This is a genomic window from Bacteroidetes Order II. bacterium (assembly GCA_016788705.1).
Lineage (GTDB): Bacteria > Bacteroidota > Rhodothermia > Rhodothermales > UBA2364 > UBA2364.
Genome location: JAEUSQ010000038.1, coordinates 126,023 through 141,635 on the forward strand (window position 1 = coordinate 126,023; position 15,613 = coordinate 141,635).

The following is a 15,613-nucleotide window of genomic DNA, read 5'->3' on the forward strand; positions in this document are numbered from 1 at the left end:
GTCTTTAATCCCAACCACTAACCCTAAGTGAACAAGGTTTTTACTGGTTATTATCGTTCCCATATGCTGGCTAAGTTTATACAAAAAGAGTTTCAATTTTGTAATTTAAGGCCATTGACCTATTTTCACCCCCCATCACAAGGGGAAATACATGAACCAAACCCAAAAATCCGATTATTTTGTACTCTTCGCCCTCTGGCTGATGGTTTTTTCTTCGTCAAGTCAAATGATGATCATCGCTCCTATTCTGCCCGATATTGGACGGGAATTGGAGATTGACCCTGCCTTACAAGGTACGCTCATCACGTCGTTTGTTCTTTCTTTGGCCGTGTTAGCCCTCTTCATTGGCCCCGTTTCCGACAAAGTGGGGCGACGTCGCGTGATCCTCATGGGTTGTGGGGCACTGTCGCTCACCCTTTTGCTACACGCTTTAGCCTTTGATTATTTTTCATTTTTAACGGTACGCATTTTGGCAGGGATGAGTGGTGGGCTTTTAAGCGGATCTGCCGTTTCGTATGTTGGAGACTATTTCCCTTATGAACGTCGAGGCTGGGCCAATGGAGTTGTTATGAGTGGTATTGCGATCGGACAAGTACTGGGCATTCCACTTGGCGTTACCTTAGCTGGATTATGGGGATACAAGGCCCCTTTCGTTTTTTTTGCCTTGCCAATGTCACTTGCGTTTCTATTCACGTATTTCAAAGTGCCCCAGCCGCAAGTCGCTCGTTCCGATAACCCCTTAGACCTACAACATATTGTGGGAGGATATAGACAGCTTTTACAACAAAAACCCATCCAAATCGCAGTTGTCACGTATTTTCTCCAGTTTTTTAGCTTGATGTTGTTTATCGTTTTTCTGCCTACCTGGTTGGAAAAGGTTTTGGGGTTGAACAAATACCATATCGCCTCCATGTATTTTGCTGGCGGGATTGCTAATGTAACGATGGGGCCACAAATGGGGAAATGGTCCGATAAAATTGGGCGAAAACCCTTAATTATTGCATCAAGTTTGGGGATGGCCCTATTAATGGCCCTAACCACCCTTGTGTTGACTAACCTCTGGTTGGGCTATATCTTATATTTTTTAGCCATGACCTTTGTGGCCATGCGTATGACACCCTTACAAGCGTTACTTACTGCGATGGTGTCTGGAGACCGCCGTGGAACCCTGTTGAGCTTAACAGTGGGCGTTGGACAACTGGGAAGTGGCCTTGGCAGCGCCTTGGCAGGTGCCTTGTATGGTACATTTGGTTTTCTGGGAAATTCTCTGCTGGCAGCCTCCGCTACCTTGTTGATGGGCTTGGTGGTTTGGAAGTTTTTACCCGAACCTCAACAACCGGCCTCTTTACCCGTTGCAGAATCCGGTGTGATACCGGAACAATCAAATTAACCCCTCTTTACGTATGAGACGAATCGGACTATGGCTCCTTATTTGGCTTACCACTTCCCTTAACGGGGTGTTGGCACAAGCCGTTCACGAACTAACGGAAACGCTGATTCCTCTTAAAGCCCCTCTGCTAAAGTCCGAAAGCGGGGCTATTCAGTTTATTCGGGAAAGTGGTCCCATTCAAATCCCGTTTAATGGCGTTTTATTAGATGGCTTTGCGGCGCAACCCACGCTTACGGCCACCATCCGATTTTGGGAAAATGACCAATGGAGCCTTCCGGAACCTTTATTGATCTGGTTTCCGATGAACGGAAACGCCTTTACGATGGCCTATAATGGAGCCAAAGAAAGGCAAAAAACACGGTTTCAGGTTACTATACAAGCAACACCTGGAACGTTCGTATTTCTTCGGTCGGCAGGCGTCTTCCTAAACGAAGCCGATGAAGAACGACTCCTTGCTGGAACCACCCAAGCGGCAATTGTGGTGCCTGCAGGTCGCTTTAAAGCGCCACGCCTCATCCGCCGTTCAGAATGGAATGCCCGTGCCTTTGCGTGTACCAATCCCGATCCACAACCTTATTACACCTATCTGACGTTACACCATACGGCATGGCCAGTGGCCCAAAGCGACGCCGCTTCCTATAAGAACATGAAGGACATTCAGGATTTTCACATCACCGGGCGTGGATGGTGCGACATTGGGTATCAATTCCTCATGGATCAGCGTGGAAACTTGTTTCAGGGACGCCCATTTATGAATGAGCAACTTACCCTCAAAGATGCCCCACAGTTGGTGATCGGCTCGCATGTGGGCAATGGCAATACAGGCAATATCGGGCTTTCGTTAATGGGCTGCTTTCATCCACCAGAAAACACCAGTTCACTTTCTTGTCTTGATAAACCCGGGAGTGCGCTCTTAGACTCCGTTGTCACATGGTTTACCTTCATGGCAGATACCTACAAGGTAAATCCAGACAACTTTCGCGGGCATCGCGATTTTAACAGCACGTCTTGTCCTGGTGACAACAACTATGTCTTACTGAATGAGATCCGGACACGGGTAAAAGCCAATCTTGCCAAGCCTCCAGCAGCCGTTTTTGCAGGTGTACGCGCCCAATTGACCGAAAACAGCCGTATGGAAGCCCAAATTTTATGGTCGGTTTCTTCCGAACAAGCCGGAACGACCTACCGCGTTCTTCGGAAAGATAGCGACGGTACAACTACCCAAGTAGGAATCGTTGCTGCCAATAGCGCAGAAGCGTATCAGTTTAAGGACGATATCAACTCTTGCTCGGAGGCGGTAACGTATTCGGTTGTTGCCGCCGGAATTGGCACAACCGATGCCACCGGAACCACCCCTTCTATTCCCCGCCCGGTCATTGCGGAGGGAGAGGTCTCGGCTCGTGTCACCCCTGGCGGCTTGGTGGATGTGGACTGGGGCTTTTCCAAAGATACGGGACTACACGAAGTGGAAATCCTGCGGGTGGTACCCGGCGGTGAAAGCCCAATCACGGACCCCGCTTTTTCCGCAACGCCCATTCACCGCGCAGCCAGCAAGCCCTTAGATAGTTTTATAGATCGAACATTTGCACCCATTCAGGGGCTTCGCTACCGATTGGATGCCTTAGACAAAAACGGTTGTCGCCAAACCCTCGCCGAGCGGGAAGCAACTTTTGAATTTGCAGATCGTCCTTTATTGGCTCCAGCCTACCCCAACCCATTTAATCCGTCCACTACGTTCCGCTTTTTTATCAAAGACCCGGCAGACGTGACGTTATCCATTTTCGACCTACAAGGCCGCAAAATCGCCACCCTTATTTCTGGCAGTTTCCCCGCAAACAGTTGGAACCGCGCCATTTGGGAGGCCCATAGTGCCGCTGTAGGCCATTACTTTGCTGTGTTATCCGTCACAACCAACGGTAAAACCGTACGAAAAACCCAAAAAGTCACCTTAATCAAATAGCCTCGGCGTTGCTTCTGGGTTAATTTGCTACTTCACGGACATTGACATAAAACAAATCCGTCCGCACTTGTACAGCGCTTTTCGGGGCATTGGTCAACGTTTTCCATTGGTTGGTCGCCATAAGCCGCCGCACCTTGCCATTTACCATCAATTCTACGGGCATCCGGAAATACTTCACATCGGTCACCCAGCGGTATTGCAGATCTTTTCCGTGATACTTTAGCTCCAACGTCGGGATTTGAGGATAACGCAGGTATTGATTAAAAATCGGGGTTAGATTTTGTTTAAACTGCTCATTAAAAAAGGCAATCACCTGTTCTGCATGAATGTTCTGGTATTTAAAACGACGGTTGTACTCGCGCCACAAATTCCACCAACGGACGTCGTTACGGAGTACATGGCGTAAGGTATTAAAAACCAACGTTCCTTTAAAATACATATCTCCACCCGCACCCGGTTTTGAGACGCCATACGGCCCAATAACAGGCTCCTTGTGGGCTACTTTCGGCGCATAGCCATTCACATAACGCATTGCATCCTCATAATTCCACATGCACTCCACATAAACGGCCTCGGCATATGTATCCAACGCCTCGTGAATCCACATATCGGCACGGTCTGCTGCGGAAACACTGTTTCCAAACCACTCGTGGCCGCTCTCGTGAATAATGATAAAGTCGAATCGAGGAGAAATACCCACACCCGTCCAGTCCCGTTCCAGATATCCATTGGCAAAACGATTCCCATACGTCACAGCGGATTGATGCTCCATTCCAGAATACGGCACTTCGATCAGTTTAAAGCCATCTTTGGGGAATGGATATGGCCCAAAGTGCTTCTCGAAACACCCCATCATGGGTTTTACTTGGCTGAATTGTATCCGCGCCTTGTCCAAATTTGGTTCCAGAACATAATAGTCTAACGTTAAGTCCTTATATTTTTCGCCAAAATGAACATATTTTCCCACATTAACAGAGACATTGTAGTTGTTGATGGGGTAATGTACCACATAATCAAATTCGGTATAGCCATCGCCTAGGTCTTTTGTACCCATCAAACGGCCATTAGAAACATTCGTTAGGCCATTGGGAACCGCCACCCGCAACCGCATCCCTTCCGGCTCATCTTTCCATTGTTCCTTGTTGGGCCACCACACCTGCGCCCCCACATCCTCACACGAAGAATATATCCACGGGTTTCCGGCAGGGTCTTTACCAAAAACAAAGCCTCCAAAGCGGCTGGTGGCCTTGGGCTTACCACGATAATGCACTGTGACCACCTGTTCCGAGCCTTTAGGGAGCATTTGGGGGAATGTGACAAAAAAAGCATTTCCATCGCGGACGTATGAAACTTCCTGATTGGCATATTCTACTTTCTCGATTTTCAGGTTTTCGTAGAGGTCTAACTGAATGCGGTTATCCGCCGCCAACATCCGAAACCGAATGGTATTGCTTCCGAATATTTGTTCTGCCACAGGGTCTATCCGAATGCGAAGGTCGTAGTACAACAAATCGTTATTGGCACGAAATCGGCCATAATTCCCACGCAACGAGTCGGCTTTGGTGAACATTTGGGCCTCGGCAAAGACCGGTGATAACAGCAGAAGGAATAAACTAAACAGTCTCATCATCGCACGGATTGAGGTTGAAAGGGATTTTTACCGACCCATCATACGCAAACAATTCCCGGAAGGCAAGCGAGAGGCACAAATCGCTTACGCATACATTCCACCCATCTTGGTCCACATTAAATTTGAGACCTCTTTGTCTGATTAGATTTTAAAAGATTTGCAAGTTTTCTCGTCATACATTGTCATTATCACAATCAAAGATCATGAAGTATGTCCAAAATGACAACTCTCATGACTCGACACCCCAAAAAATGAAGATGTGTTATTGGAATAATTTAATTGGGGAGAACAAATGTAATACTTTAACTCTTATGGAATTGGAAGTGCTATCGTTGTTCAATATGTTGCCGCTAAAGGTGATACGACAATAGGACCTAACGATATGAATAATTATTACGAGGATGGGTGTGTTCTTTTGGGTATTGACCCGGAATACTTTTGTAAACGTGATAAACTGAAATTTTAGCACCAACGATGAAAAGAAAAGCCGCACATAATATACCACGTATAAGAAAGTGAGGTTTCTTCAAATTATATAAGGGATAAAGAACCCGCTCGGACGTAAAGACCACAGCAAACAATGCCCTACCCTTTCATCAAACGGGCCTTACAGCACCTTTTTCAGGGCATCGAGCAAGGTTTGGACATTTTCGGGGCGGCTGTTATAGCCCATCAGTCCCACGCGCCAAACCTTCCCGGCCAATTCGCCCAAGCCACCCGGCATTTCGATGTTATACTCGCGCATTAGCCGTTGGCTAATGCCCTTGGCATCCACGTCTTTGGGGACGCGCACGGTGGTAAGGCTTGGTAGGCGATAGGCTTCTTCTACATGGCAAGAAAGGCCCATAGCTTCTAGCCCACCCCACAAAAACTCCGCATTTTTCCGGTGACGTGTCCATCTGGCTTCGAGGCCCTCCTCGGCGACCAACCGGAGCGCCTCGCGAAGGGCATAGTTCATACTAATGGGTGCGGTATGGTGATAGGTACGTTCACTTCCCCAATAAGAAGCCACCATAGACATGTCTAAATACCAGTTGGGCACCTTTCCATTGCGGCGGTTTAGTTTCTCGATGGCCCGTTCGTTCATGGTAAAGGGCGCAAGGCCGGGCGGACAACTCAGGCATTTTTGGGTTCCGCTATATGCCAAGTCCACCCCCCATTCATCTAAGAACAAGGGTACGCCGCCCAAGCTGGTAACGGTATCCAAGACCAAGAGACAATTGTATTTGCGACAGAGATCACCCACTCCTTCCATCGGTTGACATGCACCAGTAGAGGTCTCGGCATGAACCAAGGCTAAGATTGCGGGCTGGTGTTTTTCGAGTGCTGCGGCCAGTTCTTCTAAGCCAAAGACCTGCCCCCACGGTTTGCGAAGGGCCACCACATCGGCACCATAGCGACCAGCCATATCCACCAAGCGATTGCCAAAATACCCGTTTACACCGATCAGTATTTTATCTCCAGGTTCCACGACATTGGCAAGGGTGGCTTCCATTGCAGCACTGCCAGTGCCACTAACAGGTACTGTGAGCAGATTGCTTGTTTGCCAGGCGTACCGGAGCAAGTCTTGTACCTCGTTCATAATCCCAATGAACACCGGGTCTAAGTGTCCAACCAAAGGTGTTCTCAGGGCCTCAAGGACACGAGGATGGGCGTTGGATGGCCCTGGCCCCAGTAACAGGCGCTGGGGGACGACCAAAGGTTCGGTTTTTTTTTGGAAGGTATCGTTCACCAAAAACGTGATTGGCTTCATGATGATTGGAAAAAGTGGCTATGGAAAGGGTTTGATCGGGTTGTTTTTTTGAAAAATCTAAAATAGGGGCTTGACAAGATCGAAAAGCCGATTTTCCAATGATGCCTTGATGAAATCCATGAAAAGACTTGAACGAAGGCTCGGCATTAAAAGGACTTGACGGTCTGCCGAATCAACCCCGTTGTGATTAGGTACTGAGCCGCAATATATGTGGACATGATCAAAAAGGAGGCTGCTGGTAGATCTATAACAAATTTGTCAATGGCAATCAGACCATCCGAGAGCATAAACAAAACGGCACCCGCCAATACAAGTAGGAAACTGGTTTCGGCCACCTGTGCCTTTCGGTTCAAGGCAAACAAGGCCATGGCCATAATGACAAGCGCATATACGGTGATCGGAAGCCATAATGCACCGGACTTAGGGACGAGCAATACCAACAATACAACCGCCAATGCCACAATGGGCCATGCTGAAACGGGATGACGCCGCAAATAATCTGGTGGTTTTGGGGTTTGTAAAAAAACAGCTATATAAAAGAGGTGTCCGATCAGAAAACACCCCAACCCCATTAAAAACCAAATTTCGCCCTTGTCTGTAAGCATGAGGGCAATGTCTCCCAGCCAGCCAAAAAAGAGTGCCAGAAGGGTTTTGCGGTATAAGGTTGAAATGGGATGACTTACATGTACCACCACCAAGACCATAAGTGTTGGTATCAGCAAGGGTTTAAGGAGTACAGGAAGCCAGGAAAGTGCTGACCCTCCCAGCCCGATCAGGTAGGCAACACCCAAAAAGGCATAAAAGCCGGAAACAGAACGTGCTCGCATACCGAAGCTCCTTAGATTGATTGCCCAATAGTTATACCAATATACAGCCACAACAAAGGGCGAGCGGTGATTTTCGCCGTGCTGCCCTGTGGCTTTTCGATGAAGGAAAGTGTATCTTGGAAGAATAGGTGCGCATTCTGTTTAGGTTTAAATGGAATTTTGATGTACGCACTGCTTTTAACCTGCAAACCCCTGAATCCGTGAAACCCGAAACAACACCCCGGCATCCCTCGTGGTGGGTTCCAAGTCTCTATTTCGCTGAGGGCCTTCCCTATGTAATGGTGATGACGGTCTCGACCATTATGTACAAAAACCTCAATATTTCCAATACCGAGTTAGCGCTTTATACCAGTTGGTTGTACCTACCTTGGGTCATCAAGCCGTTCTGGAGTCCACTGGTGGATATTTTCCGGACGAAGCGCTGGTGGATTGTTGCCATGCAGTTTCTGATTGGCGTGGCCTTGGCAGGTGTTGCTTTTACCATCCCTACCTCCTTCTTTTTTCAGGTAACGCTGGCATTCTTCTGGTTGATGGCCTTTAGTTCGGCCACGCACGATATTGCCGCCGATGGTTTTTACATGCTCGCCCTTTCGGAAGGCGACCAATCTTTATACGTAGGCATCCGAAGTACCTTATACCGTGCTGCCATGATTTTAGGGCAAGGCGTCTTTGTGTATGCAGCGGGTAAGATAGCAGAGGCCAATAACAATGACTTTGTGATGTCGTGGAGCCTTTCATTCGGGGCGATTGCGGTTATTTTTTTACTTTTCGGTGCATATCATCTGTGGGCGTTACCGCGTCCGGCGATTGATGTACCTACCGTTAATCCTGAAAAAGGGGTGGTGGCCACCTTTGTTGAAACCTTCGTCACGTTTTTCTCCAAGCCGGGCATGTTGGTAGCGACGTTGTATTTACTCTTCTATCGGTTTGCCGAGTCGCAATTGGTGAAAATGGCTTCTCCTTTTTTATTGGATACTCCTGAAAAGGGAGGACTTGGGTTTCTGACCTCGGATGTAGGATTGATTTACGGCACGTTTGGCATCTTGGGCCTTACCATTGGAGGCATTGTGGGAGGCATTGTGGCTGCAAAAGGGGGATTGCGGAAGTGGATTATTCCCATGGCTGCTGCCATCAACCTGCCCAATATCGTTTATGTACTGCTTGCTTTCTTCCCGACCAATAATTTCTTTGTGGTGACGGCGGCAGTGGTAATAGAGCAACTGGGGTATGGCTTTGGCTTTACGGCGTATATGCTTTACATGATGTACGTATCGCAGGGTGAGCATAAAACCGCACACTACGCATTCGGGACTGGGCTGATGGCACTTGGGATGATGATTCCTGGTATGTGGAGCGGTAAACTTCAGGCAATCTTGGGCTATCAGCACTTCTTCCTCTGGGTGATGATCGCTACCATACCGAGTTTCCTGCTGGCATGGCTGATCCGTGGGATTCCGGAATCCTACGGAAAAAAAGAAAATGTGTAATAGGGGCAAACGCCTTTATCCGTGCGGGGTCTTTTGAGGCCCCCTTTTTTTTTCTTCACCCAGGCCGTTTATGAAAGCGCTTTTTTGATTTCGAAAACGCTTTCCTAAAGAAAAAAGGTGTTCATTTAAATAAAACTTAATTTTTTAAGTGGATTGAATTGTTTATTTTATTGCATCCCCTTTATTAAACCTAACCCTTTAACCTTATATGGACAAAATTGACTACACCGATGTTCTGATTCTAAACCTGTTACAGGCCAATGGCCGCATGAAACGCAATGATATTGCCGAGAAAGTGGGTCTTTCGGTGCCCTCTGTTAGTGAGCGTATGCGAAAGTTGGAAGAAAAGGGCGTCATCCGTGGCTATCATGCAGTTATAGATGCCAAGCGGGTGAATATGGATATCACCGCCTATATCCGCGTTACGGTGGATGGCTCGGCACACTATAAGCCGTTTATTGACCACGCCCTCAAACTGCCAGAGGTGTTGGAAATCCACTCGATCACCGGAGAAGGGTCTCATATTCTTAAAATCCGGACCAAGAACACCACCACATTAGAGCAATTGCTCTCCCGAATTCAGTCGTGGCCGCATGTACACGGGACTTCTACCAGTGTTGTTTTGACCACCTACAAAGAAACGCGGGAATTGCCCGTAGAGCCGATGACGCTACCGTTTCAGGATTTGGACTGACGCTAACCTGTTCATTATTTAACAACCTATAAATACCACAAAAATGGGTGCTTCCAAACGCTTTAATGCGATTTCTACCATTATCAATGCAGACCCTGTTTCCGATTCGTTCGATTATATGAATGAGCCCAGTGGGGCGCTCTACGGAACCAATGTCTTTAGCCCAGATGTGATGAAGAACGTGTTGCCAAAGCAGGTATATCGTTCCCTTATGGATACCATCCGCGACGGCAAGCCGCTGGACATGTCCACCGCCGACGCAGTGGCTTCGGCCATGAAAGACTGGGCGCTTTCCAAAGGCGCAAGCCACTATGCCCACATTTTTTATCCGCTCACAGGCCGCACTGCCGAGAAACATGATTCGTTCTTTGAGCCAGACGGATATGGAAAGATTGTAGAATTTACGGGTGCTACCTTGTTGCGTCAGGAGCCGGATGCGTCCTCCTTCCCAAGTGGCGGCTTACGGGCCACACACCAAGCACGCGGCTATACGGCTTGGGACCCCACAAGCCCTGCTTATGTCCTCGAAACGCCTAACGGGGTGACGCTTTGCATCCCAACGGCGTTTGTTTCTTGGACCGGAGAAGCGTTGGACAACAAAACACCCCTTTTGCGTTCAAAGCAGGTCTTGGATGCGCAGGCGCGGCGTTTGCTTAAGCTCTTTGGACACGACCAAGTGAGTATGGTCTCGGCCACTGCTGGTGCGGAACAGGAATATTTTTTGGTGGACAAAAACTTCGCGGTTTCTCGTCCAGACCTCTACATTACCGGGCGGACCCTTTTTGGTGCTGCGCCGCCCAAAGGCCAAGAGTTTGAAGACCAGTATTTTGGTCTTATTCCCACGCGGGTAAAAGCCTTTATGCTCGATGTGGAACGCGAATTGTACAAACTGGGCGTTCCGGTTAAAACCCGTCATAACGAAGTAGCGCCGGGTCAGTACGAAGTGGCACCCGTCTATGAATTTGCCAATGTTGCGCATGATCACCAACAATTGATCATGAACCTGCTAACGCGCGTGGCAGACCGTCATGGCTTGTTCTGTACCTTGCACGAAAAACCGTTTGCGGGCATCAATGGCTCTGGCAAGCACGTTAATTTCTCGCTCGGCAACAGTACACAAGGAAATTTATTAGAGCCAGGGAAAACACCACACGAAAATCTTCAATTTCTCACCTTTTCTACGGCGGTTATTCGAGGGGTCTTTAAATACGCACCTGTCATGCGGGCCGCTATTGCCTCTGCAAGCAACGACCATCGCCTTGGAGCAAACGAAGCCCCACCGGCCATTATGTCCGTGTACCTCGGTGAACAACTTTCGGATGTATTTGAGCAACTGAAAGAAGGGCAACTTACGTCGTCGTTGGAAGCCTCGTTCCTGAATTTGGGTGCAGATGTATTACCCGTACTTCCAGCACACGCCGGAGACCGTAACCGCACAAGCCCCTTCGCCTTTACGGGCAATAAGTTCGAGTTCCGCGCCGTTGGCTCCAGCCAAGCCATTGCCATGCCGCTTACGGTGCTGAATACCATTGTGGCCGACTCGTTAGACTACATCTCGACGAAGTTGGAAGCAATGGAAGGTGATTTTGATACCAATGTGGTGGCAGTACTTTCCGAAGTGGCAAAAGAAGTAGCGCCTGTAATCTTTGATGGCAACGGTTATAGTGAAGAATGGCATCAGGAAGCGGAGCGCCGGGGCTTACCTAACCTACGCACAACTGTAGAGGCCCTTCCAGCCCTTACAGCTACCGAAACCATAGAAGTTTTTGAGCGCTTTGGGGTGCTTTCTTCCGCAGAGTTGGAAAGCCGTAAAGAAATTGCGCTCGAACAATACGTCAAAACCCTCGAAATGGAAGCCAAAATGATGCTAAAAATCGGACGGACGCAAATCTTCCCCGCAGCCATTCGGTACCAACGTGAGCTGGCTTCCACCTGTGCCGATCTGAAGGTGGTGGGTATCACCTTCGATACCGTAACGTTGGATAAAATGACCCTCTCGGTTAAAGTATTGCAAGACAACCTCAATGAGTTGGAAGTCTTGCTAAACCATGACATAGAAGGCGAAACCTTGGAACATGCCACGCACCTGAAAGAGGCCGTTCTACCAAAGATGGCTGAAATCCGCGCCCTCGCAGACAGCCTCGAAGCGTTTGTGGCAGATGACATCTGGCCATTGCCAACTTATCAAGAAATGCTCTTTATCCGCTAAGTTTGCGGATACAAACGTCGGTACTGGTCCTGCGGGATTTTTTCCCGAAATAGCCGCACGTTTGGCACCGGAAAAGGTTAAAGGGGACCTTAAGAAATGCTCGTTTCACTTCGGTGGAGCGGGCGTTTCTTCTTTTGAAAGGGCACCAAAGGTTGTATGATGTAACCTAAAAATCCTCACAACGTCAGCTTAATATCGCCTTTGGCTTCATATTGCCTTTTTCACTTCATCCAAGAACTATCCTTATGAAAACATGCTTCCTACTCGTTTTGCTGGTTGTACCCATTTTGGGTGAAAAGGCCTTAGCACAAAGCCCTAATCCCCCATCGGATCTCATGCAGATTTCCGAAACCCTGATGGACTACATCGAAGGGACAGCCAATGGAGACCGGACTCGGCTACGACGGGCATTTCATCCGGATTTTAAACTGTACACCGTTACCGAGCAAGACAGCCTTCGCATTCGGTCTGGAGAAGCCTACATGATGGGGTTTAAGGAGGGCGTGAAAGTGAACCGTCTGGGGCGGATCGTTGCGATTGATTATGAAAAAGATGCGGCAACCGCCAAAGTGGAGATCGTTATTCCAAACTGGCGGGTATTTACTGATTATTTCTTATTGCTAAAATACGAGGGGAGATGGAAAATTGTACAAAAAAGCTATACCTGGCGACCCCTTCCTAAATCTGAATAAACCCATTAGCCCTGCTGCTTAGTGGCATGGCCTCCGGCGTACACCCTTGCACCGTTATAGCTGCACCTGAAAAACGATGGTGCGAACCCAGTAGGAATGTGTATATTCAAAAAAAACCAGATCGAAAACACCTCAATCATGATCCCTCGTATCCGATTGGTTTTGACCGACATTGACGGCGTTTGGACGGATGGTGGCTTATATTATGCCCAAGACGCCCTGCCAGCCAAAAAATTCCATACTTATGATAGTTTTGGCGTACTGGCTCTGCAAATGAATGACATAGAAGTGGGTATTCTTTCCGGAGACGACAATCCAGTGATGCACACCCGTGCGACAAGATTAAAAATTGGGCTGGTACGGACAGGCGTCCGAAATAAATTGGCCGTAGCAGATGAACTTCGTTTGGAAAGAAGGCTTATGTGGTCCGAGATCGCCTATATTGGGGATGATGTTATGGACCTAAACCTATTGAAGGCAGTAGGCTTATCGGGAACAGTTCCTAATGCCCCTCAATATATACAAAAAGAAGTTGGGTTTGTGACACCTGTACGGGGTGGTGAAGGTGCTTTCCGAGCATTTGCAGAGCATCTATTGGATGCTTTCGACCTATTAGAAGATACCATCGCCCGAATCCGGGAGAACAGTTGACGATATTTACATGCACCTGAACCATTCAGACAGTAAAATATATGTAGCCGGCCATCGTGGTCTGGTAGGTACTGCCATCACCCGTGCACTTCAAAACAAAGGCTATCATCAGGTGATTGGACGCAGCCGTGCTACATTAGACCTGACGAAGCAATCGCAGGTGTTTGCCTTTTTCGAGAAAGTCCGGCCAGAGTATGTGGTGATTGCTGCTGCCAAAGTCGGCGGGATTGTGGCGAATAGTACCTATCCGGCCACGTTCATCGGCGAAAACCTCGAAATCCAAAACAACCTCATCCGTGCTGCACACGAGACGGGCGTTCAGCGCTTGCTCTTTTTGGGTAGCTCCTGCATTTACCCCAAACTGGCCCCGCAGCCACTAAAAGAGGAATACCTGCTTACGGGGCCGCTTGAACCGACGAATGAATGGTATGCGGTTGCCAAAATAGCCGGAATTAAACTCTGTCAGGCCTATCACCAACAGTATGGCGACGATTTTATAAGCCTGATGCCTACTAATTTATATGGCCCTGGAGATAATTTTGACCTCCAGAACAGCCATGTCTTGCCCGCTCTGATCCGCAAATTCCACGAAGCCCGCAATAACCGTTCGCCTGTCACTCTTTGGGGAACGGGGACCGTCTTGCGCGAGTTTTTGCATAGCGAAGACTTGGGAAGGGCTTGTGTACAGGTATTGGAAACTCCGGTTGCTGATATCGAGCACATAGCACCTGAACGACTCCTGAACGTAGGGACCGGAACCGATCTTACCATTCGGGCGCTCGCGGAACTCGTCAACCGAATTGTGGGGGGTAATAGCGAAATGATATGGGATACCTCCAAACCCGATGGCACGCCCCGCAAATTATTAGATACTACAAAAATTCAACAATTAGGTTGGACGCCGCAAATTCCTCTGGAAGAAGGAATTCGGCAGGTCTATGATTGGTATAAACAACAAAACCATCTATGAGCAATCGAAAAACAGCCCTCATTACAGGCATTACGGGTCAAGACGGATCGTATCTGACAGAACTCCTACTAGGGAAAGGGTATGAGGTGCATGGCATCAAAAGACGGTCTAGCCTCTTCAACACCCAGCGGATAGACCACCTCTACGAAGATCCGCATACCGATACCGCTAACCTGTTTTTACACTATGGCGATCTGACCGATGCCACTAATCTGATCCGGATTGTACAGGAAGTACAACCCGATGAGATTTATAACCTTGCCGCCCAAAGCCATGTTCAGGTAAGTTTTGAAACACCAGAATACACCGCAAACTCGGATGCGATCGGAACTTTGCGGCTCTTGGAAGCCATTCGCATTTTGGGTCTTACCCATAAAACGCGCTTCTACCAGGCTTCTACCAGCGAACTCTATGGTAAAGTGCAGGAAACACCGCAAACCGAGCGCACGCCTTTCTATCCGCGTAGCCCTTATGCTGTTGCAAAATTATACGCCTATTGGATTACGGTGAACTATCGTGAAGCATACCAAATGTATGCCTGTAATGGTATTTTATTCAACCACGAAAGTCCGGTACGTGGTGAAACCTTTGTTACACGGAAAATCACCCGTGCCGCCGCACGTATCAAACTGGGCATTGAACAAAAGCTGTTTCTGGGGAATCTGGATGCCAAGCGCGACTGGGGACATGCCCGCGATTATGTGGAAGGCATGTGGCGAATATTGCAACACCACGAGCCGGAAGACTTTGTATTGGCCACTGGACAAACCCATACCGTCCGTTATTTCTGCGAACAAGCTTTTGCACACGCGGGTATGCCGCTGGTCTGGGAAGGCGAAGGGGTGGCCGAAAAAGGCCGAAATGTCCACACGGGAGAGGTGGTAATCGAGGTGGATCCACGTTATTTCCGGCCTACCGAGGTGGATTTACTCTTGGGAGATTACAGCAAGGCGAAGGAAAAATTGGGATGGCAACCAGTATCTTCTTTGGAGGATATGATTGCGGAAATGGTGGCTTCGGACTTGGACGCAAATCAAAAATGAGGTGGTAAATTAAGGGGAAACTAGAGGCTTTAACAACTGTTTTGCATCACTTCCCCCTACGCTTTTATAAGCGAATAAAAAACAAGTGTATAAGACATTTTGGATCGTTCTTGAAGAAGGTTTCCATCATCCATTATTGTAGGAGTTTGTTTGCTTTGGGTCTTTTGACAGCGGGCTGGAGCATATCGAAACCATGCCGGAGAAAACTTTTTCGTTTGGAGGTATTGATGATTTTACCGTTCCGGTCTTTATGGGGTTTCAAACGAATGGCCTTATGATGGGGGTGTAGCCAGTGCCCAACGTGCAT

Annotated in this window: 12 protein-coding genes; 9 read left to right on the forward strand and 3 right to left on the reverse strand. The window is 48.3% G+C overall.

The genetic code is table 11. The annotated features are described in order from the left end of the window. The first annotated feature begins 151 nt into the window (after positions 1–151). Both JNN12_09745 and JNN12_09750 read left to right on the forward strand, forming a co-directional pair. Positions 152–1,390 carry an MFS transporter gene (locus JNN12_09745; GenBank protein ID MBL7978614.1) on the forward strand — a complete coding sequence of 413 codons (1,239 nt, stop codon included), beginning with the start codon at positions 152–154 and terminating at the stop codon, positions 1,388–1,390. A gap of 13 nt (positions 1,391–1,403) precedes the next feature. Continuing rightward, complete coding sequence (locus JNN12_09750; GenBank protein MBL7978615.1) at positions 1,404–3,350, forward strand: N-acetylmuramoyl-L-alanine amidase; 1,947 nt, start codon at positions 1,404–1,406, stop codon at positions 3,348–3,350. Positions 3,351–3,369: 19 nt separating this feature from the next. Here the strand turns inward: JNN12_09750 and JNN12_09755 are convergent, their stop codons facing one another. The 3 genes from JNN12_09755 to JNN12_09765 form a co-directional block, all read right to left on the reverse strand. Continuing rightward, a complete protein-coding gene (locus JNN12_09755) occupies positions 3,370–4,980 on the reverse strand; it encodes a M1 family metallopeptidase (GenBank protein MBL7978616.1) in 1,611 nt (536 codons plus the stop codon). A 607-nt stretch (positions 4,981–5,587) separates the two neighbouring features. After that, positions 5,588–6,733: an alanine--glyoxylate aminotransferase family protein gene (locus JNN12_09760; GenBank protein ID MBL7978617.1), complete on the reverse strand. Its 1,146-nt coding sequence runs from the start codon at positions 6,731–6,733 to the stop codon at positions 5,588–5,590. A 146-nt stretch (positions 6,734–6,879) separates the two neighbouring features. Beyond that, entirely contained in the window at positions 6,880–7,560 is a 681-nt protein-coding gene (locus JNN12_09765) for a lysoplasmalogenase (protein MBL7978618.1), read from the reverse strand. A 200-nt stretch (positions 7,561–7,760) separates the two neighbouring features. Here JNN12_09765 and JNN12_09770 point away from each other — a divergent pair, with 200 nt between their 5' ends. From JNN12_09770 to gmd, 7 genes are all read left to right on the forward strand, one after another. Further along, complete coding sequence (locus tag JNN12_09770) at positions 7,761–9,047, forward strand: MFS transporter (GenBank protein MBL7978619.1); 1,287 nt, start codon at positions 7,761–7,763, stop codon at positions 9,045–9,047. 208 nt (positions 9,048–9,255) lie between these two features. Beyond that, positions 9,256–9,741 (forward strand): Lrp/AsnC family transcriptional regulator, encoded by a 486-nt coding sequence (locus JNN12_09775; GenBank protein MBL7978620.1) that lies wholly within the window; start codon positions 9,256–9,258, stop codon positions 9,739–9,741. Between the two features lie 43 nt (positions 9,742–9,784). Beyond that, positions 9,785–11,950 (forward strand): glutamine synthetase III, encoded by a 2,166-nt coding sequence (locus JNN12_09780; protein MBL7978621.1) that lies wholly within the window; start codon positions 9,785–9,787, stop codon positions 11,948–11,950. A 245-nt stretch (positions 11,951–12,195) separates the two neighbouring features. Continuing rightward, positions 12,196–12,642 carry a nuclear transport factor 2 family protein gene (locus tag JNN12_09785; protein MBL7978622.1) on the forward strand — a complete coding sequence of 149 codons (447 nt, stop codon included), beginning with the start codon at positions 12,196–12,198 and terminating at the stop codon, positions 12,640–12,642. Between the two features lie 138 nt (positions 12,643–12,780). Continuing rightward, complete coding sequence (locus tag JNN12_09790) at positions 12,781–13,293, forward strand: acylneuraminate cytidylyltransferase (GenBank protein ID MBL7978623.1); 513 nt, start codon at positions 12,781–12,783, stop codon at positions 13,291–13,293. A 10-nt stretch (positions 13,294–13,303) separates the two neighbouring features. Beyond that, positions 13,304–14,263 (forward strand): GDP-L-fucose synthase, encoded by a 960-nt coding sequence (locus JNN12_09795; GenBank protein MBL7978624.1) that lies wholly within the window; start codon positions 13,304–13,306, stop codon positions 14,261–14,263. Next, positions 14,260–15,306, forward strand: coding sequence for a GDP-mannose 4,6-dehydratase (gmd, locus tag JNN12_09800; protein ID MBL7978625.1), 1,047 nt, complete (start codon positions 14,260–14,262; stop codon positions 15,304–15,306). Before JNN12_09795 ends, gmd begins: the two co-directional genes overlap by 4 nt. Positions 15,307–15,613: the final 307 nt, after the last annotated feature.